Annotated in this window: 17 protein-coding genes; 6 read left to right on the forward strand and 11 right to left on the reverse strand. The window is 73.9% G+C overall.

Annotated elements, in window-relative coordinates; translation table 11 throughout:
* Window positions 1-100: 100 nt before the first annotated feature.
* A complete protein-coding gene (gene trpS, locus ITX44_RS09005; RefSeq protein ID WP_205356539.1) occupies window positions 101-1,114 on the reverse strand; it encodes a tryptophan--tRNA ligase in 1,014 nt (337 codons plus the stop codon).
* 385 nt (window positions 1,115-1,499) lie between these two features.
* On the opposite strand from trpS, the gene rocD reads away from it, so the two are divergent.
* From rocD to pdxR, 3 genes are all read left to right on the forward strand, one after another.
* A complete protein-coding gene (gene rocD, locus ITX44_RS09010) occupies window positions 1,500-2,690 on the forward strand; it encodes an ornithine--oxo-acid transaminase (RefSeq protein WP_307795196.1) in 1,191 nt (396 codons plus the stop codon).
* Window positions 2,691-2,783: 93 nt separating this feature from the next.
* Complete coding sequence (locus ITX44_RS09015) at window positions 2,784-3,665, forward strand: hypothetical protein (RefSeq protein WP_205356783.1); 882 nt, start codon at window positions 2,784-2,786, stop codon at window positions 3,663-3,665.
* 144 nt (window positions 3,666-3,809) lie between these two features.
* Window positions 3,810-5,312 carry a MocR-like pyridoxine biosynthesis transcription factor PdxR gene (pdxR, locus tag ITX44_RS09020; protein WP_205356541.1) on the forward strand — a complete coding sequence of 501 codons (1,503 nt, stop codon included), beginning with the start codon at window positions 3,810-3,812 and terminating at the stop codon, window positions 5,310-5,312.
* Here pdxR and ITX44_RS09025 read toward each other — a convergent pair.
* From ITX44_RS09025 to ITX44_RS09050, 6 genes are all read right to left on the reverse strand, one after another.
* Complete coding sequence (locus tag ITX44_RS09025) at window positions 5,303-5,755, reverse strand: VOC family protein (protein ID WP_205356542.1); 453 nt, start codon at window positions 5,753-5,755, stop codon at window positions 5,303-5,305. The genes pdxR and ITX44_RS09025 overlap by 10 nt on opposite strands.
* 37 nt (window positions 5,756-5,792) lie before the next feature.
* Entirely contained in the window at window positions 5,793-6,731 is a 939-nt protein-coding gene (locus ITX44_RS09030) for a DUF5996 family protein (RefSeq protein WP_205356543.1), read from the reverse strand.
* 330 nt (window positions 6,732-7,061) lie between these two features.
* On the reverse strand, window positions 7,062-8,051 hold the full coding sequence (locus ITX44_RS09035; protein WP_205356544.1) for a malate dehydrogenase: 990 nt from the start codon (window positions 8,049-8,051) through the stop codon (window positions 7,062-7,064).
* Window positions 8,052-8,286: 235 nt separating this feature from the next.
* A complete protein-coding gene (locus ITX44_RS09040; protein WP_205356545.1) occupies window positions 8,287-9,150 on the reverse strand; it encodes a helix-turn-helix domain-containing protein in 864 nt (287 codons plus the stop codon).
* Between the two features lie 238 nt (window positions 9,151-9,388).
* On the reverse strand, window positions 9,389-9,754 hold the full coding sequence (locus ITX44_RS42575; RefSeq protein ID WP_307795180.1) for a DUF3017 domain-containing protein: 366 nt from the start codon (window positions 9,752-9,754) through the stop codon (window positions 9,389-9,391).
* 250 nt (window positions 9,755-10,004) lie between these two features.
* Window positions 10,005-10,883: a bifunctional methylenetetrahydrofolate dehydrogenase/methenyltetrahydrofolate cyclohydrolase gene (locus ITX44_RS09050; protein ID WP_205356547.1), complete on the reverse strand. Its 879-nt coding sequence runs from the start codon at window positions 10,881-10,883 to the stop codon at window positions 10,005-10,007.
* A gap of 244 nt (window positions 10,884-11,127) precedes the next feature.
* Between ITX44_RS09050 and ITX44_RS09055 the strand changes: the two genes are divergently transcribed.
* The gene (locus tag ITX44_RS09055; protein ID WP_307795181.1) at window positions 11,128-11,826 is read left to right on the forward strand and encodes an RDD family protein; all 699 of its coding nucleotides are present in this window, start codon (window positions 11,128-11,130) and stop codon (window positions 11,824-11,826) included.
* 82 nt (window positions 11,827-11,908) lie between these two features.
* Here ITX44_RS09055 and purH read toward each other — a convergent pair whose 3' ends face one another.
* Both purH and purN read right to left on the reverse strand, forming a co-directional pair.
* Window positions 11,909-13,498: a bifunctional phosphoribosylaminoimidazolecarboxamide formyltransferase/IMP cyclohydrolase gene (gene purH / locus ITX44_RS09060; RefSeq protein ID WP_205356784.1), complete on the reverse strand. Its 1,590-nt coding sequence runs from the start codon at window positions 13,496-13,498 to the stop codon at window positions 11,909-11,911.
* A gap of 11 nt (window positions 13,499-13,509) precedes the next feature.
* Window positions 13,510-14,133 carry a phosphoribosylglycinamide formyltransferase gene (purN, locus tag ITX44_RS09065; RefSeq protein ID WP_205356549.1) on the reverse strand — a complete coding sequence of 208 codons (624 nt, stop codon included), beginning with the start codon at window positions 14,131-14,133 and terminating at the stop codon, window positions 13,510-13,512.
* 459 nt (window positions 14,134-14,592) lie between these two features.
* On the opposite strand from purN, the gene ITX44_RS09070 reads away from it, so the two are divergent.
* On the forward strand, window positions 14,593-15,390 hold the full coding sequence (locus tag ITX44_RS09070) for a hypothetical protein (protein WP_205356550.1): 798 nt from the start codon (window positions 14,593-14,595) through the stop codon (window positions 15,388-15,390).
* Window positions 15,391-15,670: 280 nt separating this feature from the next.
* On the opposite strand, the gene ITX44_RS09075 is transcribed toward ITX44_RS09070, so the two are convergent.
* Window positions 15,671-16,984, reverse strand: coding sequence for a cell division protein PerM (locus tag ITX44_RS09075; RefSeq protein ID WP_205356551.1), 1,314 nt, complete (start codon window positions 16,982-16,984; stop codon window positions 15,671-15,673).
* 491 nt (window positions 16,985-17,475) lie between these two features.
* Here ITX44_RS09075 and ITX44_RS09080 point away from each other — a divergent pair, with 491 nt between their 5' ends.
* Window positions 17,476-18,393 carry a hypothetical protein gene (locus ITX44_RS09080; RefSeq protein WP_205356552.1) on the forward strand — a complete coding sequence of 306 codons (918 nt, stop codon included), beginning with the start codon at window positions 17,476-17,478 and terminating at the stop codon, window positions 18,391-18,393.
* Window positions 18,394-18,402: 9 nt separating this feature from the next.
* On the opposite strand, the gene sucD is transcribed toward ITX44_RS09080, so the two are convergent.
* Window positions 18,403-19,290, reverse strand: a complete 888-nt coding sequence (gene sucD / locus ITX44_RS09085; RefSeq protein ID WP_205356553.1) for a succinate--CoA ligase subunit alpha — start codon at window positions 19,288-19,290, stop codon at window positions 18,403-18,405.
* Window positions 19,291-19,292: the final 2 nt, after the last annotated feature.

Consider the following 19,292-nt stretch of genomic DNA (forward strand, 5'->3'; position numbering starts at 1 on the left):
CTGCTCAGTACTGCATGGTGCCGCCCAGTACTGCTCAGTGCTGTTTCGGTATTGCCCAGTGCGTGATCGCTCAGTGTGTGATTGCCCAGTGCTTGATCGCTCAGTGCTTGGCCGCCAGGAAGCCGATCCGTTCGTACGCGGCGGCCAGCGTCTCCGCGGCGACCGTCCGCGCCTTCTCGGCACCCTTGGCCAGAACGGAATCCAGTGTCTCCGGGTCCCCCAGGTACTCCTGCGTGCGCTCGCGGAACGGGGTCACCCATGCCACGAAGATCTCGGCGAGGTCGGTCTTCAGCGCACCGTAGCCCTTGCCGGCGTAATGGTCCTCGAGTTCCGGCACAGTGGTGCCGGTGAGGGCGGAGTGGATCGTCAGCAGGTTGCTGACGCCCGGCTTCTCCGCCTCGTCGAACCGGATCACCGTGTCCGTGTCGGTGACCGCGCTCCTGAACTTCTTCGCCGACACCGACGGCTCGTCCAGCAGGTTGACCAGGCCCTTGGGTGAGGGCGCGGACTTGCTCATCTTGGCGGTCGGATCCTGGAGGTCGTAGATCTTGGCGACCTCGCGGACGATGTGCGGCGCGGGGACGGTGAAGGTCTCGCCGAACCGCTGGTTGAAACGCTCGGCCAGGTCCCGGGTGAGCTCGATGTGCTGCCGCTGGTCCTCGCCGACCGGCACCGCGTCCGCCTGGTAGAGCAGGATGTCCGCGACCTGGAGGATCGGGTACGTGAACAGGCCGACGGTGGCCCGGTCCGCGCCCTGCTTCGCCGACTTGTCCTTGAACTGCGTCATCCGGGACGCCTCGCCGAAGCCGGTCAGGCAGTTCATCACCCAGCCGAGCTGCGCGTGCTCGGGCACGTGGCTCTGGATGAACAGGGTGCACCGGTCCGGGTCGAGCCCGGCCGCCAGGAGCTGGGCGGCGGCCAGCCGGGTGTTCGCGCGCAACTCCGCCGGATCCTGCGGCACGGTGATCGCGTGCAGGTCCACGACCATGTAGAAGGCGTCGTGGGTCTCCTGCAGCGCCACGTACTGCCGGATCGCGCCGAGGTAGTTGCCCAGGTGGAAGGAGCCGGCGGTGGGCTGGATGCCGGACAGTGCGCGGGGACGTGGGAGGGCCATGACCCCATTCTCTCAGGTCGCCGCTCTCCGCCCACACCCCTGTCCACAGGCTGTGGGTACACGGTTGCGCGCTCTACGGGACCCTCCGGCGTCCCTCCGCGTCCCTCCCTGTCCCTCCCAGTCCCTCCCCGCTCCCCGGCCGGGCTTCTGGCCGCGGCGGCGTACTCCGGACGGGTTCCGCTCCGCTGCGGTGGGGTGTCGGGCCGCGGCGGCCGCGCGACGATGGAAGAGGGCGCCACCGTGCCCCGGGCCCGGCCTCCCGACGCACGACGAACGGAGTATGCACGTGACGACGATTCCCGGCTCCGCCCCCCAGCCCGCCCCCTCGGTCGGCGCCCCGACCGCCGGCCTCGCCCCCGGCGACCGCACCGCCACCGACCGCGAGATCGCCCGCGCCGAGGCGCACAGCGCGCACAACTACCACCCGCTGCCGGTGGTGATCTCCTCCGCGGAGGGCGCGTGGGTGACCGACGTCGAGGGCCGCCGTTACCTCGACATGCTCGCCGGCTACTCGGCGCTCAACTTCGGCCACGCCAACCCGCGCCTGATCGCCGCCGCGAAGGCCCAGCTCGACCGGGTCACGCTCACCTCCCGCGCCTTCCACCACGACAAGTTCGCCGCCTTCTGCGCCGAGCTGGCCGAGCTGTGCGGGATGGAGATGGTGCTGCCCATGAACACCGGGGCGGAGGCGGTGGAGACCGCCGTCAAGACCGCCCGCAAGTGGGGCTACCGCGTCAAGGGCGTGCCCGACGGCAAGGCGAACATCGTGGTGGCGGCCGACAACTTCCACGGGCGGACCACCACCATTGTGTCGTTCTCCACCGACCCGGAGGCGCGCGCGGACTTCGGCCCGTACACGCCCGGCTTCACCGTGGTGCCCTACGGCGACCTGGCCGCCCTGGAAGCGGCGGTGGACGACGACACCGTGGCCGTACTGATCGAGCCGATCCAGGGCGAGGCGGGCGTACTCGTGCCGCCGCCCGGCTACCTGTCCGGCGTCCGCGCGCTCACCACCGCCCGCAATGTGCTGTTCATCGCCGACGAGATCCAGTCCGGCCTCGGCCGCACCGGCCGCACCTTCGCCTGCGACCACGAAGCAGTGGTGCCGGACATGTACGTGCTCGGCAAGGCGCTCGGCGGCGGCGTGGTGCCGGTCTCGGCGGTGGTCTCCTCCCGGGAGGTGCTCGGCGTCTTCCGGCCCGGCGAGCACGGCTCCACCTTCGGCGGCAACCCGCTGGCCTGCGCGGTCGGCCTGGAGGTGCTGGCGATGCTGCGGACCGGCGAGTACCAGCGGCGGGCGGCCGAACTCGGCGAGCACCTGCACCGCGAGCTCAATCTGCTGACCGCCACCGGCACGGTCACCGCGGTCCGCGGCCGCGGCCTGTGGGCCGGCGTGGACATCGCCCCGGGCCTTGGCACCGGCCGCGCGGTCTCCGAGCGCCTGATGACCCAAGGCGTCCTGGTCAAGGACACCCACGGCGCCACCATCCGCCTCGCCCCGCCCCTGGTGATCTCGCAGGAGGACCTGGACTGGGCCCTCGACCGCCTCCGCGAGGTGCTGGGAGCGGCGGCCTGACGGCGGACCTCGTCCGCACCGTCCGTACGCCTCGTCCGTCCCCGGCGCCAACGCCGAGGCAGACGGCCTAGAGTCGGGATCGTGCTCACAGGAATGCTCGCCGCGCTCGGCGCGGCCGTCTGTTTCGGCGTGGCCTCGGTGCTCCAGGCCATGGCCGCGCGGGCGGCCGTGCCCGGCAGCGGCTCCGGCGTCGACACCCGGCTACTGCTGCGCGCGGTACGCCAGTGGCGGTACGTGGTCGGGCTCGCGCTGGACGGCGCCGGCTTCGTGCTGGAACTGATCGCCCTGCGCTCGCTGCCGATCTACGCGGTGGGCGCCGCCCTGGCCGCGAGCCTGGCGGTGACGGCGGTGACGGCAAGCCGCCTGCTGGGCGCCCGGCTGTCCGGGCGGGAGTGGGCCGCGGTCGGCACGGTGTGCGGCGGCCTCGCCCTGCTGGGCCTGGCCTCGGGCAGCGAGGGCTCCGGCCACGGCGGTACGGCCCTGCGCTGGGGGTCGCTGGCCGCCGCGGCGGCGGTGTTCGCGGTGGGCGCGGCGGCCGGCCGGCTGCCGGAACGCGCCCGGGCGGCGGCCCTCGGCCTCGGCGCGGGCTTCGGCTTCGGCGTCGTCGAGGTCGCGGTCCGCCTGATCGACGGCCTGACCCCGTCCGTCCTGCTCACCAACCCCGCCCTCTACGCTCTGCTGCTCGGCGGCGGCGCGGCCTTCCTGCTGCTCACCTCCGCGCTCCAGCGCGGCTCGGTGACCGTCGCAACCGCCGGCATGGTCCTCGGCGAAACCGTCGGCCCGGCCCTGGTCGGCCTGCTCGCCCTTCACGACCGCACCCGCTCCGGCTGGGCCCCGGCCGCCGTCCTCGGCTTCCTCCTCGCCCTCGCCGGCGCCCTCGTCCTCGCCCGCTTCGGCGAACCCGAGGCCCCGGAGGAACCGGGGCCGCCGGCGGAGGCCACCCGGGAGGCGGAGCTACCCCTGCGCCGCCACTGACCGCTCTGTACGCGGCCCCGCCGCCGGGTGTCGGACCCAGGCACTCCGCCGAAGCCGAGCGCACCCGGCCCGCCTCCGAACCGCCGCCCGTCGCGTGGACCGCCCCCACCGCCCGATGTCGGACCCACGTGATCCACTGAAGCCATGCACACCCGCGCCACCACCGAACCGCCGCCGGCCGCCGGCGCGGGCGACCGCGACCTGTTGCTGGACCTGGCCAGGGAACGCACCCGGGCCGGGCTGGAGCGGGCGCTGCGGGAGGCGGTGCGCGGCGGACGGCTCGCGCCCGGGATCCGGCTGCCGTCGAGCCGCGTGCTGGCCCGGGATCTCGGGCTGGCCCGCAACACGGTCGCCGATGCCTACGCCCAGCTCGTCGCCGAGGGCTGGCTGACCGCCCGCCAGGGTTCGGGCACCCGCGTCGCCCCGCTCCCGGCGGACCGGCCCGCGACACGTTCGTACACCCCCACCCCGGCACCGGAACCGGAACCGACACCGACACCGACACCGACGGAGCCTCGGGAAGCCCTGGACCTGGCGGACCTCCCCCTGGGCCCGGCGGGCGCGCTGCCGTACCACCTGTCCCCCGGCTCGCCGGACGTGTCGGCCTTTCCCCGGACCGCCTGGGCGGCGGCCGCGCGCCGGGCGATCACCGCGGCGCCGAGCAGCGCCTTCGGGTACGGGGACCCGCGGGGGCGGCCGGAGCTGCGGGGGGCGCTGGCCGGCTATCTGGGGCGGGTGCGCGGGGTGCTGGCCGACCCCGAGACGTTGGTGATCTGCACCGGCTATGTGCAGGCGGTGGGGCTGCTGGCGCGGGCGCTGCACGAGCGCGGTGGGCGGCGGGTCGCGCTGGAGGCGCTGGGTTTTCCCACCACCCGGGGTGTTCTGAGCGCCGCCGGCCTGGACCCGGTCGACCTGCCGGTGGACGGCGCCGGGGCGGACGTGACCGCGCTGGACGACCGTACGGCGGCGGTCGTGCTCACCCCGGCGCACCAGTTCCCCCTGGGCGTACCCCTGTCGCCCGAGCGGCGCACCTGGGTCACCGCGTGGGCGCGCAAGCACGACGCGGTAGTGGTCGAGGACGACTACGACGGCGAATTCCGCTACGACCGCCAGCCGGTGGGCGCGTTGCAGGGGCTCGCCCCCGACCACGTGGTGTACGCGGGCACGGCGAGCAAGAGCCTGGCCCCGGGCCTGCGGCTGGCCTGGCTCGCGGTCCCGCCGCACCTGCTGGACGACGTGCTGCGGCAAAAACGCCTGGCCGACCACCTCTCACCGGTGCTGGACCAGCTGACGCTCGCGGACTTCATCGCCTCTGGCGCGTACGACCGCCACGTCCGCCGCATGCGGCTGCGCTACCGGGCCCGCCGGGACCACCTGGTGGCCGCCCTCGCCCGCCACGCCCCCGGCGTCCGGGTCTCCGGCATCGCGGCCGGCCTCCACGCCGTCCTCGAACTCCCCCCGACCGCCGCCCCCTTGCCGGACCTCGTGACCCGCGCCCGGCGCAAGGGCCTCGCCCTCAGCGCCCTCCCCCTCTTCGGCGCCCCGCCCACCACCCCACCGGCCCTGGTCGTCGGCTACGGCTCCCCGCCCGACCACGCCTTCCCCACGGCGGTGCGCCTCCTGTGCGAGGTCCTGAATCAGCCCTGAGGCACCCGGTCCGCGTAGACGCCGTGGAGCATGCCGGTGGCCTGGCCGATTTCGATGAGGTAGCCGTCGGGGTCGCGGATGTAGCAGCGGATTTCGGCCTTGCGGTCGATCGGGTCGGTGACGAAGTGGGCGCCCGCGGCGACGGCGGTGCGGTGGAAGGCGGCGATGTCGGCGACGCGGACGTTGAGGAAGGCGGACACCGGGTCGCCGGGCTCGGGCGCGGTGAGGGTGATGCCGGGCTTGTCGGGGGTCGGGCCGCCGCCGGGGTTCATGATGATCCAGCTGTTGGCGATCTGGACGATGGCCGGGTTCTCGGCGAGGACCACGGTGCCGCCGAAGACATCGGCGTAGAAGGTGCGGGAGACCGCCACGTCGCGCACGGTCAGGAACATGGTCAGGACCAGCCCCTCGGCCGGGGCCGGCAGGTCCTTGCGGTCGTCCATGGCGGGCTCTCCTGCGGTCGTTGCGGTCGAGGGGGGCTTACGGGCGGGCGTGCTGCCGGGTGGGCAGCTCCAGGGACGCGCGGTCCCATTGGCCGTGCTCGGCGGCGGCTTCGTAGGTGGTCCGGAGGAAGTCCATGAGGGTGCGGTCGGGGTCGGCGGCGGTGCGCACGGCCTCGTACGGCAGGAGGAACTGCCCGTGCTCCTTGCTGTAGAAGGCGTCGGCCGGGGCGACCCGGTGGCCGGCGAAGCCCTGGGGCTCGGGATAGGCGTAGGCGTAGAAGGCGCCCTCCTCGCCGCCGCCCGGCCAGAACCCGCAGCTCGACAGCTCCCGGGAGTACGCCTCGACCATCACCCAGTCCCCGCAGTGCGGCGCGCCGCCGGGGTGCTCCGGCGCGTGGCGGCCGGAGAAGCGGGTGCAGGCCAGGTCCATCGCGCCCCAGAAGAAGTGGACCGGGCTGACCTTGCCGGCGAAGCGCGAGCGGAATTCCTGCATGACGCGGTTGGCCTGGAGGAGCTGGCGCCAGAACAGGTGCGCGGCATCGGCGTCGTAGGAGGCGTGCTCGTAGTCCTCGGCGAAGGGGATCGCCGGCTCCACCTCGTTGGGGCCGGGCGAGATCGGCGCCTCGATCCCCAGCTCGGCCAGTGCCGCCGTCGTACGGCCGTGGAACTCGGCCACCGGCATCGGCCGCAGCTCGACGCTTCTGGTGCCGCCGGAGCTGTTGCGGATCCGCAGCCGGTGGTCGATGAAGTCGAACTCCGCGTCGAAGGCACCCGAGCCGTACGGCACCGCGGACGTGGTCAGCCCCCTCGGCGTGACGTACAGCGTCACCTGCCACCAGTGGTTGACCATCGGCGCGTGTGCAAGGCGGACCTTGCCCACGATCTGCGTCCACATGTGCAGGGTGTCCCGGGTCTCGCCCCAGTCCGCCACCCGCAGCGCCGGCCAGGCCGTCGTCGTCATCTCCTGCGGCGCCATCGGTCTCCCTTCCGCTCACCGCGCCGGGCCCATCCGTCCGTAGTCTCCCGGCCGGACCGCCCCATGAGCCGCCGACAGCACAGCGGCGCCCCCGAGCGTCATCCCGACGGCGTAGGCGGGCCGTTTCCCGGCGCAATGGTTCTCGGCGCAATGGTTCCCGGCGCAATGGTTCTCGGGGGGCATGCGTAAGGGGCCCCACCTATTGGGTGGAGCCCCTTACAGGCGCTGTATGTCGCGGCCTTCGAAACCGCCGGACGGAGTCCGGCGCGGCCCCTCGACGCCCGTGAGGCCCGCCAGGGCCGAGCGGTGCGAGAGGGGTCTTCGGAAAGATCAGATCAGGTCGAGGGAGCGGACCGCCTCGCGCTCCTCCTCGAGCTCCTTAACGGACGCGTCGATGCGGGCGCGGGAGAAGTCGTTGATGTCCAGGCCCTGGACGATCTCGTACGCGCCGTCCTTGGTGGTGACCGGGAAGGAGGAGATCAGGCCCTCGGGGACGCCGTAGGAGCCGTCGGAGACGACCGCCATGGAGGTCCAGTCGCCGTCCGCGGTGCCGTTGACCCAGGTGTGGACGTGGTCCAGGGCCGCGGAGGCGGCGGAGGCGGCCGAGGAGGCGCCGCGGGCCTCGATGATGGCCGCGCCGCGCTTGGCGACGGTCGGGATGAAGGTCTCGGCCAGCCACGCCTCGTCGTTGACGACCTCGGCGGCTTTCTTGCCGGCGATCTCGGCGTGGAAGACGTCCGGGTACTGGGTGGCGGAGTGGTTGCCCCAGATGGTCATCCGCTTGATGTCGGCAACCTGGACGCCCGTCTTCTTGGCGAGCTGCGCGATCGCCCGGTTGTGGTCCAGGCGGGTCATCGCGGTGAAGCGCTCGGCCGGCACGTCCGGGGCGGCGGCGCGGGCGATCAGCGCGTTGGTGTTGGCCGGGTTGCCCACCACCAGCACCTTGATGTCGTCGGCCGCGTGGTCGTTGATCGCCTTGCCCTGCGGCTTGAAGATGCCGCCGTTGGCGGAGAGCAGGTCGCCGCGCTCCATGCCCGCGGTGCGCGGCCGGGCGCCGACCAGCAGCGCGACGTTGGCGCCGTCGAACGCAACGTTCGCGTCGTCGGAGATCTCGATGCCCCGCAGCAGCGGGAAGGCCGCGTCGTCCAGCTCCATCGCGGTGCCCTCGGCGGCCTTGAGCGCCGGGGTGATCTCCAGCAGCCGGAGGTTCACCGGGACATCCGCGCCGAGCAGGTGGCCCGCGGCGATGCGGAAGAGGAGGGCGTAGCCGATCTGGCCGGCCGCTCCGGTGACGGTGACGTTGACGGGGGTGCGAGTCATTGCCTTCTCCTGGCCTTTTCCTGCGGGTGGCTGGGCGCCCCGGCAGTGGCCCGAGCGGCCCTTCAGGTGGATCTCTCGGCGTCAAGAAACCCACCCGCCAGGCTATCGCCTCCCGGCTCCGGCGGATCACGGGCGGTCGTGTGGGCCCGGTCACCCGGCGCACACGTTCACCCGTTCCCGTCACCGGCCGCCACGGCGGGGCCGTTCGCCCGGGCGCCCGGCACCGTACTCGTCGTCAGCCCAGGCACACGCCCAGGACCAGGACGTGCAGGCACACCGGGCTGCGGGTCGGAGCGGGAGTGCCGGGAGCGGTGGTCGGCGGCGGGGTGGTGGGGTCGCCGGGGGCGGTGGTCGGGGAGCCGCCGGAGCCGGACCCGTGGCCGGCGCCCGGTTCGGGTCCCGCCGACGGGGAATCGGTGCCGGCCGCGGCCGAGGGGCGGCCGGTGGCGGCGGACGGGGACCCGGCCGGGGCGCCGGCGGTCGGCGCGCGGCCGGCGGGATCACGTACCGGCCCGGAGGCGACGGGACCGGACGGCGGGCCGGAAGGCTGCGCGGCGGGCGGGCCCGGCGACGGCGAGCCCCCGGGCAGGGGCGTCACGGGGGCGGAGGCACCGGGCAGGGCGGGCGTCGGGCCGGCGTCCGGCCGGGAGGGCACCCCGCCCGCACCGGTCCCGGCGGTCAGCAGCACCCCCGCGAGCGCGGCAGCGGCCAGCAGGGCGGCCACCGCGAGCAGTAGGAAGCGCCTGTTGCGGCCGGGCAGCCCGTCCTGCGGGCTCAGCGGGTCGAGCGGGTCGGGGTAGGGCACCGGTTTGCCCCGACCGCGTTCACCGGTGCCGGAGTTGGCCTTGCGGGCCAACTCCCACAGCGCGCCGATCCGGTCGTAGTCCGCGCCCGACGCCTGGGCGAGCACTTCCACGGCGTCCAGCGGCGGCAGCTTCCGCCCGGCCAGGACCAGCGACCACGCCTCGGCCGACAGCCCGGTCCGGGCGGCCAGCGCCGGTACGGTCAGCCCGCTGCGGTCCTTCATCCGGCGCAACTGCGTCGCCAGCCGCCGCACATCCACCGGTATCCGGTCGGCCAGCGGCTCCCACTGCCCCATCAGCCCCATCACGCCCCCAAAGCCCAGGCGCAACAGATGACTTGCCGCGCCGGGGTCACCGTAGAACGCCGGCGACCCATTCGGGGGATTTTCCCGGCAGCGCGTCTGAAAGGCGGCAGGTAGTGATATGGGCGATCACGCGCCCCGAGTACGCCTTCGCGCCCCTGAGCACGCCTGCCGCGCCCCCGCACTCGTAGCCGACCTCGGACCCCGGTACGAGGGCACGTACGTCAACCCGTCACCGCACCCCGAAGTGGATCACGTCGTCCAGGTACGGAATGTGCAGCAGTGGATCCGGCTGCGCCATCAGCGCCAGCAGCACGATGACCAGGCCGAGGATCCCGTACGTGATCACGTCGGTGAACCGGCTGCGGACCGCGAGCATGCCGACCGCGGTGACCGTCCACCGCAGCACCGCGCCGATCAGCAGGGAGACGCCCACGATGATCGTGCCGGCCCGGAAGGCACCGGTCGCCGTCGTGATCAGGCCGATCACCGTACCGACGATGACCAGCAGAATCGGCCACTGGCGGGCCGGGGCGGGCGCGGCACCGCTCGCCGCCCGCCCGCCGCCCTCGGGCCGCGGGGTCGACGTGGTGACCACCGGCCGCCCACCCGGCCCGCGCTCGACGTCCGTGCGTCCGCCGGAGTCGCGTCCGCCGGGCTCGCGTCCGCCTGGCTCGCGACCGCCCGCGCCCGGGGCACCCGCTTGCCGCTCCCCCGGAGCACCGGGCCGTACGGCCGTCCGCGCATCGGCCGGAGCGGCCGCCGGCCGCTCCCCGGCAGCGCTCGCGGTCCGTTCACCGGCCGCCGGCGCGGCCGGTCGCCCTTCGCCCGGCCCCCGGCCCGGGACCTCAGTGGACATGGCCCGCGGCCCGGTCCGCGGCGGACCGCTCGGCGGCCTCCACGACGTTCTGCAGCAGCATCGCGCGGGTCATCGGGCCGACACCGCCCGGGTTCGGGGACAGCCAGCCCGCGACCTCTGCGACGCCCGGGTGCACATCACCGACGATCTTGTTGTTCTCGTCCCGGCTGACGCCGACGTCGAGCACGGCCGCGCCCGGCTTGACGTCCTCGGGCTTGACCAGGTGCGGCACGCCCGCGGCCGCCACCACGATGTCGGCCCGCCGCAGATGGGCGGCCAGGTCACGGGTGCCGGTGTGGCACAGCGTCACGGTGGCGTTCTCCGACTTGCGGGTCAGCAGCAGCCCGATGGACCGGCCGACCGTGATGCCGCGGCCGACGACGACCACGTCGGCGCCGTTGATCTCCACGTCGTGGCGGCGCAGCAGTTCCACGATGCCGTTGGGGGTGCAGGGCAGCGGCCCCTGCTCGCCCAGCACCAGGCGGCCCAGGCTCATCGGGTGCAGCCCGTCCGCGTCCTTGGCCGGGTCCATCAGCTCCAGCACCTTGTTGGTGTCGATGCCCGCCGGCAGCGGGAGCTGCACGATGTAGCCGGTGCACTCGGGATCGGCGTTCAGCTCGCGGACGACGTCCTCGATCTCGTGCTGCGTGGCGGTCGCCGGCAGCTCGCGCTGGATGGAGCCCAGGCCGACCTCGGCGCAGTCCCGGTGCTTGCCTGCCACGTAGATGCGGCTGCCCGGGTCGTCCCCGACCAGCACGGTGCCCAGGCCGGGGTTGATTCCGCGCGCCTTGAGCGCCTGGACTCGGGTGGTCAGTTCGGACTTGATGGCGGCGGCGGTGGCCTTGCCGTCGAGAATCTGCGCGGTCATGCCCCCATATTCGCGGATGGCGCCGGTGCCCGGCCAATCCCCCCCGTCCCTCGGGTCCCGCCCGGCGACGGTGCCGGAGGAGTCGGGGGACGGCCCCGGTACGGCCGGGGGACGAAATGCCGTACGCCCCTGGCCACAGTGCTGCCACGATGCCGCCACAATGCCCCTTTGTCCCTTGCGCCCGGAGCGTGCTCGGCCCCACGATGTGCCGCGTCCCCGATTACGTCCGCTCGAAGGAACTCGCGTGAGCCAGCCTCCCGGCCCCAACCCCTACGACGGCTCCCCGCAGCAGCCGCCGTACGGCCAGCCGCAGCAGCCGTACGGTTACCCGCAGCAGAACCCGTACCAGCAGGGCGGCTACGGCCAGCCGGGATACGGCCAGGCGCCCGGTTACGGATACCCCGGCTACGCGCAGCAGGCGCCGCCGCCGGGATACGGCTACCCGTCCGGGCCGCTGCCCGGGATGCCGCCGCTGGCCGGGTGGTGGGCCCGGGTCGGCGCCGTCATCCTGGACTCGCTGATGTTCTCGCTGGTCCCTGTGGGCCTGATCATCGCGGGCAACGTACAGATCGCTGTGAAGGCCAACGACCAGACGGACAAGTGCGACCGGCTCGGCATCTCGCCGTGCCCCAGCGCCGACGTCCCCGGCGGCGCGGTGGCGCTCATCCTCATCGGCTTCCTGCTGGCCGTGGTCGCCGGCTTCTACCTCATCTACCGCGAGGGCAAGACCGGCCAGACCCCGGGCAAGCGGATCGCGGGCATACGGGTGCTGCGCGAGTACGACGGCTCCAACCTCGGCTTCGGCCGCGCCTTCGGCCGCAAGCTGCTGCACTTCCTCGACGGCATCTGCTACATCGGCTACCTGTGGCCCATCTGGGACGGCAAGAAGCAGACGTTCGCCGACAAGCTCGTGCATTCGGTGGTCATCAAGGATCAAGGCTGATCCGAGCGCTGCGCGAGCGTGGCAGCACGAAGGGGCCGCACCCGATCACCCGGGTGCGGCCCCTTCGCTCGACCACAGCGCCTCAGTGGAAGAAGTGCCGCGTCCCGGTGAAGTACATCGTCACGCCGGCCTTCCGCGCGGCCTCGACCACCGCTTCGTCGCGGATGGAACCGCCGGGCTGGGCAACGGCCTTCACACCCGCGGCGGCCAGCACCTCGAAGCCGTCGGGGAAGGGGAAGAAGGCGTCGGACGCCGCGTAGGAGCCGGCCGCGCGCTCGGCGCCGGCCCGTTCGACCGCGAGCCGCGCGGAGTCGACCCGGTTGACCTGGCCCATGCCGACGCCGACCGTGGCGCCGTCCTTGGCCAGCAGGATCGCGTTCGACTTCACCGCGCGGCAGGCCCGCCAGGCGAACGCCAGCTCGGCCAGCTCGTCCGCGTCCAGGGCGTCGCCGGTGGCCAGCGTCCAGGTGGCGGGGTCGTCGCCCTCCGCCTGGAGGCGGTCCCGGGTCTGCAGCAGGGCGCCGCCCTCGATCGGCCGGTACTCGGTCACCGCCGCCGGGGCGTCGGCGCAGCGCAGCACCCGGATGTTCTTCTTGCGGGCCAGCACCTCCACGGCGCCGTCCTCGAAGTCCGGGGCCACGATCACCTCGGTGAAGATCTCGGCGACCTGCTCGGCCATCGCCACCGACACCGGGCGGTTGACCGCGATCACCCCGCCGTACGCCGACACCGGGTCGCAGGCGTGCGCCTTGCGGTGCGCCTCGGCCACGTCCGAACCGACCGCGATCCCGCAGGGGTTGGCGTGCTTGATGATGGCCACGCAGGTCTCGTCGTGGTCGTACGCGGCCCGGCGCGCGGCCTCGGTGTCCACGTAGTTGTTGTACGACATCTCCTTGCCGTGCAGCTGCTCCGCGCCGGCCAGGCCCGCGCCCGTGCCGTCGGAGTACAGCGCGGCGCCCTGGTGCGGGTTCTCGCCGTAGCGCAGGGTGTTGACGCGGCTGAGGGTGACGCCCGCGAAGTCGGGGAAGCCGGCGGAGGCGCCGTCGCCGTCGGGTGCGTAGGAGCTCGCGAACCAGGAGGCGACGGCCACGTCGTACGCGGCGGTGTGCTGGAACGCCTCGGCGGCCAGGCGCTTGCGGGCGGCCAGGTCGAAGCCGCCGGAGCGGACGGCGGCGAGCACGTCGGCGTACCGCTCGGGGCTGGTGACGACCGCCACGGAGGGGTGGTTCTTGGCGGCGGCGCGCACCATGGAGGGGCCGCCGATGTCGATCTGCTCCACGCACTCGTCGGGGCTCGCGCCCGAGGCGACGGTCTCGCGGAAGGGGTAGAGGTTCACCACGACGAGTTCGAACGGCTCGACGCCCAGCTCCTCGAGCTGCCGCGCGTGGTCGGGCAGCCGCAGGTCGGCGAGGATGCCGGCGTGGACGCGCGGGTGCAGGGTCTTGACCCGGCCGTCCAGGCACTCCGGGAAGCCGGTCAGGTCCTCGACCTTGGTGACGGGCAGACCGGCGGCGGCGATCCGGCCGGCGGTGGAGCCGGTGGAGACCAGGGCGACGCCCGCCTCGTGCAGGCCGCCGGCCAGCTCCTCCAGGCCGGTCTTGTCGTAGACGCTGATCAGGGCGCGGCGGACGGCCTTGCGGCCGGTCGCCGCGTCGGTGCCGTCGGCGTGCATAACGTCGGCGCTCATGCGGGAATCAGAACCTTTCGTCCCTCGATGCGGTAGCCGTCGCGTGACAGCCGCCCTACTACGTCGACGAGCAGTCGTCGCTCGACTTCCTTGATGCGCTCGTGGAGCGCTTCCTCCGTGTCGTCCGGGCGGACCTCGACCACGCCCTGGGCGATGACCGGGCCCGTGTCGACGCCGTCGTCGACGAAGTGGACGGTGCAGCCGGTGACCTTGGCGCCGTACGCGAGTGCGTCGCGCACGCCGTGGGTGCCGGGGAAGCTCGGCAGGAGCGCCGGGTGGGTGTTGACGGTCCGGCCGGCGTACCTGGCCAGGAACTCCGTGCCGAGGATCTTCATGAAGCCAGCCGATATGACCAGGTCGGGCGCGTGGGCGGCGACCGCCTCGGCCAGCGCGAGGTCCCACGCGGCGCGGCTGTCGTAGTCCTTGACCTTCACCACGAAGGTGGGCAGGCCGGCGCGCTCGGCCCGGTCCAGGCCGGCGATGCCGTCGCGGTCGGCGCCCACCGCGACGATCGTGGCGCCGTAGTCGGGATCGGCGGCAATGGCGTCGAGCAGCGCCTGCAGGTTCGTGCCGGAACCGGAGACGAGGACGACGAGGCGGGCGGGGGTGCGGGGGGCCACGGGTGAACGCTTCCTCGGGTGCGGCTCTTCTTGACTGGTGGTGATGTTCCGTCGATCGCACGAGCCGGCCGCTTGACGATCCGGCTGTCGATCCGACTTTTGGACGATCGTACGAGTCGGGGGCGGGGAGAATTCTTGGGGAACCCTACGAGACCGCCGACCGTCAGCAACGATACCGGCACTCCGCACGGCCCCCACGGGACGGGGGAACGGCCGGGGGGTAGCGTCTGCCCCTGGAGAGGTGTTCCGTCGGCGCTCCGTCGGCGCCGGAGGCCGGCCCGGACGGTCCCGAGCGGCCCCGGGCGGTACGGTCCGACGACACGGGACGGACGCGGGACGCTCGCGTCGGCGACACGTCGCGTTCACGCGCATCGTTGAGAGCAGGTGGACAGCGGTGACGGCGCGGCGACCGCAATACGTTCGGATACGTTCACCACGAGGAGAGTCGAGCCCAAGGGGATGGCGCTACACATCATGAGCAGCGGCCGTATTCGCATTGCGCTGCGCGCGCCCGAGGGCGATCAGCGGGACAACCCGTTCGCGCCGCCGCCGGTGGGGGCGCCGGACCGGCCCTGGCAGCCGCGGCAGCCCACCGCGGGGAAGGGCGAGGGCTCCGGTGAGGATCAGGGTGAAGGCCAGGGGGAGGGGCAGGGTCAGGGCGACGAGGGCCGGCCGGGTCCGCCGCCGCCTCCGGTGTGGGGCAGTCAGTGGAGCAGCCGGCAGCCGCAGTCCGGGCGGCCCGAGCCCTTCGCCCGGCGGCCCGACGCCCCGCCGAGCGGTCCGCAGGGGCAGGGGCCGCGGTTCGACCCGACCGACCCGGCGCAGCGCAGGTCGCGCTACGCGCTGGTGTGCGGCGGCTGGGGCCTGATCTTCGTCCTCATCGGCTGGACCGCCGTCGGCTTCCTCCTGGGCGCGCTGGCCCTCTACTGGGGCATCTCCGCTCTGCGCATGTCCCCCGAGGACCGTGCCCGCGCCCGCGCCTCGGCCGCCTCCGCCCTGGCCGACGCCACCCGCACCCCCCGCCCGGCCCCGCCCCCGCCCGGCCCCGATGCCCAGCGCTCCTTCATGACCGCGGCCTGGACCGGCATCGTCACCGCGGCGGTCACCCTCGCACTGGTCGCCGCCACCTACGCCTTCCAGTTCGCGTACCGCGATTACTACTCCTGCAAGACCGACGCGTTGACGATGCCCGCGTCCCAGGCCTGCGAGAAGTTGCTGCCCACGCCTTTCCGTCACCTCCCCGCTTTCCACAACTGACCCTCCGCCCCGGCTTGGACCGCCCCTCGAGCCCCGCCCACTTCGGGCGGGGCTCCCGCCTTTCCCGGGGCCGGCCTTCACCGACCGAGCGTGGCCTTGCGCCTGTGCGGCGCCCGCCCTGCGGTGAGTCGGGCACCGCCGATCCACGCCGTCGTGGCCGCGCGCCACTGCGGCGGATGTGGGGGCGGCCCCGCTCCCGGCCCCCACACCCCCGGCCCGGGGTCACCCATACCGGGCGCAAACCTGCCTATCGCTCACCCATGCCGCCCGAATCCCCCGGCTACGCGCCGCCAGGCGCACCGTCACCCTCCGACGCGGCACCTTCGGCGGCCAAAAGGCGCTTTCCGCGGCGGAGGGTGGGGCGGAAGTGGAGGGCAAGGGTGAGGGGAAGGGCCAGGGCGAGGGACCAGGTGAGGGTGAAGGAGGCGGCGAGGTACCAGGTGGGGCCCAGGTGGGAGAGGTGGTGGGTGCCGAGGGGGCCGGAGGCGAGGAGGGCGAGGAGGGCGAGGGCGACGGCCTGGAGGAGGGCGGCGGTGAAGGCGGCGAGGAGGGCGCGTCGGAGGGGGAAGGGGCGGCGGGTGACGCAGTGGGCGAGGGCGGCCGCCGCGAGGACGGGGAGGGCGAGGGCGGCCCAGCCGATGCCGGTGGGGCCGGGCGGGGGGACGGCGGCGAAGAGGGGGAAGTCGGGCAGGCGGGGGCGCGCGGAGGTGCCGGAGAAGGGACCGACGAAGGTGCCGGCGCCCACGGAGAAGCCGGCGCCGACCGCGTAGGAGGCGCCCCAGACCGCGAGGTTGGGGACCAGGGCAGCCGCACACAGGAAGAGCGAGATACGGCCCGCGAGGGGCACGCTGAGCTGGCTGTACGTCGCCCCGGACGCGCCCGCGTGCCAGGCCAGGGACGCCCCGCCCAGAAGCGCGCCGCCCCCGACGAGGACGGCGGTGGCGACGGCCGCGGCCCGTAGCGCGGCGCGGGCCTGGGCGGCGTAACCCCGGAGCTCGCCGAGGGGCCGCCCGCTGCCCGACCAGGCCCCGCACCCGGTGGCGGCAGCGGCGAACAGGGGCACGCAGAGCGCGCTGAGCGGCGCCACGTGCATCGGGCCGCCGACGGTGTACGTGACGGCGACCACGGCCACCGAGAGGTAACCGGCCAGCACCCACCAGCAGACCACCGCCACCTCGCGCAGGCCGCGCGCCTCCTCGGCGACGACCGCGGACGCCGCGCCCCGGTAGAGCAGCCACGCCGGCAGCGCGCTCAGCAGCAGCGGCGTCAACGCAACGGGCGCCGGGTCCCCCGAAAGAGTCTCCGTACGAACGAGTTCCGCGCCCTGCGCGAGCAGCCACACGCCGGCGCCGGTGTGCAGCGCCCCGCCGAGCCCGTTGTCGGGGAACGGCGAACTGACCCAGAGCAGCAGCACCAGCGCCACGGGCACGCCGAGCCCGAGCCCGGCGGCCACCAGCCCGGCCGCCAGCGCCGACACGCGCATCGAGGACCACCGCTCGGGGGCGGGGACGGGAGCGGGGGCGGACCCGGCCCGCGAGCTGTGCGCCCCCTGCGGGGCGAGCGAGGCGACGGTGCCGTCGGAGGTATCGGTCACGGCGTTCCATGATGACGGCAACACCCGTTTCGCCCGTGCAAGAGGATATTGGTCGCCGTGTCGCACATCATGAGGCTTATGCGTTCTTTGTTCGGATCATCCACCGAGCGGCTCGGCGTGGACGGGAGGGCCGGGTGAGCTCGCGCAGGAAGACGGCGACCTTCGCTGCCCGGCGCGGGAAGGCGGCCGGTGACCGGGGGCGTACGGCGTCGTCCACGGCTCCTGCGACCTCCGCTCCCCCTGCGGCTGCCCAGGCGCAGGAAACGGCAGGGGAAGCTCCTCAGGAGACGGTTCAGGGCCCGGCCCGGGGCACCTCGCACCCCCGGCGGGGGTCCAGGGCCGAGCGCCGGGCCAGGAACCGTCCGCCGTCCGGGACCTCCGAACCCGAAGCCACTCCCGCCGGCGGACCCGCGCCCGCCGCCGGACGCGTCCTCGTCTCAGAACCCCCGCCGCCGGAACCGGAAGCAGAACCGGAACCGGAACCGGAACCCGTGGTCCCGCGGACCGGCGAGGGCGCGCGAGCCGCCTTCGACGCGCTCTACACGGCGACCGCCGGCACCCTGCTGCGGCAGACCCGCCTCCTGGGCGGGGACGATGCGCTGGCGCTGCGCGCGGTGGGGCACGCCTTCCGGCTGGCCTGGCAGCGCTGGCCCGAACTCGCCCGGGACAGCGATCCGGTGGGATGGGTGCGCCTGGCGGCGTACGACTTCACGCTCGCGCCCTGGCAGCGGTGGCTGCGCGGTCGCTGGCAGGTCGTGCCGGCCCCGCAGAGCCCGCTGGAGGCCGCGCTGCTGGACCTCTCCCCCGCCCGGCGCCGCGCGGTGCTGCTCCACGACGGGCTCGGGCTGAACCTGGGCGACGTGGCCGTGGAGGTTCAGGCGACCACCATGGCGGCCGCCTCCCGGGTGGTCGGCGCCCGCGAGGAACTGGCCGCGGCCATGGCGACGGAAAACGGCGCGGAGGCCGTGTCGGACGCGCCGGGCGCCGGCACCGTGTCCGCGGCCATGGCGACGGAAAAGGCCGCCGAAAGCCGGGCCGGAAGCACAGCGGAAGGCGAAGCGGAAGATCCACGCGGGCCCGGCGCCCAGCCCGCTCCGCTGGCGCCACTGCTCAGGAACCCGCCGGAGCCGCCGCAGGCACCCGCGGTCGTACGGGAGGAGAGCGAGCGGGAGGCCCAGCAGCGGGCCACCGCGTGCCTGCTGCTGGCCGGGCTGGTCGGGCTCGTCGTGCTGATCGTGATGCTGCTCGGGTCGGGCTCCCGGCACGCGCACGGCCTGGCCCGTGACAGCGCGCCCGCGGCAGCGCGGGGCGGCGTCACCCGGACGGCACCGCTGCGGCCGCACGCCCCGAACGGCCACGGCGTGGGCGCGGCCCCCTTCCGGAGGCCGGCCCACGCCATGGTGAGGTGACGGGCTGCGTCAGTTCGCCGCGAGGATGGCCCGGGCGAGGCGGGCGGTCTCGGACGGCGTCTTGCCGACCTTGACGCCCGCGGCCTCCAGGGCCTCCTTCTTGGCCTGGGCGGTGCCGGAGGAGCCGGAGACGATGGCGCCGGCGTGGCCCATGGTCTTGCCCTCGGGCGCGGTGAAGCCCGCCACGTAGCCGACGACCGGCTTGGTGACGTTCTCCGCGATGAAGGCCGCGGCCCGCTCCTCGGCGTCGCCGCCGATCTCGCCGATCATCACGATCAGGTCGGTGTCGGGGTCCGCCTCGAACGCGGCCAGCGCGTCGATGTGCGTGGTCCCGATCACCGGGTCACCGCCGATGCCGACCGCCGAGGAGAAGCCGATGTCGGAGAGCTCGTACATCATCTGGTAGGTCAGCGTGCCGGACTTCGAGACCAGGCCGATGCGGCCGGCCGAGGTGATGTCGGCGGGGATGATGCCCGCGTTCGACTGTCCGGGGCTGATCAGGCCGGGGCAGTTCGGGCCGATGATCCGGGTCTTGTTGCCCTTGGCCTGCGCGTGCGCCCAGAACGCGGCGGTGTCGTGCACCGCGATGCCCTCGGTGATCACGACGGCCAGCGGGATCTCCGCGTCGATCGCCTCGATGACCGCGCCCTTGGCGAAGGCCGGCGGCACGAAGATGACGCTGACGTCGGCGCCGGTGGCCTCCATGGCCTCCTTGACGGTGCCGAACACCGGCACGGAGACGCCGTCGAAGTCCACGGTCTGGCCCGCCTTGCGCGGGTTGGTGCCGCCGACGATGTTGGTGCCGGCGGCCAGCATGCGCCGGGTGTGCTTCATGCCCTCGGAGCCGGTCATGCCCTGGACGATGACCTTGCTGTCCTTGGTGAGGAAGATAGCCATGG

Origin of the sequence: Actinacidiphila acididurans, from assembly GCF_016918855.1 — a bacterium.
Taxonomy (GTDB): Bacteria; Actinomycetota; Actinomycetes; order Streptomycetales; family Streptomycetaceae; genus Actinacidiphila; species Actinacidiphila acididurans.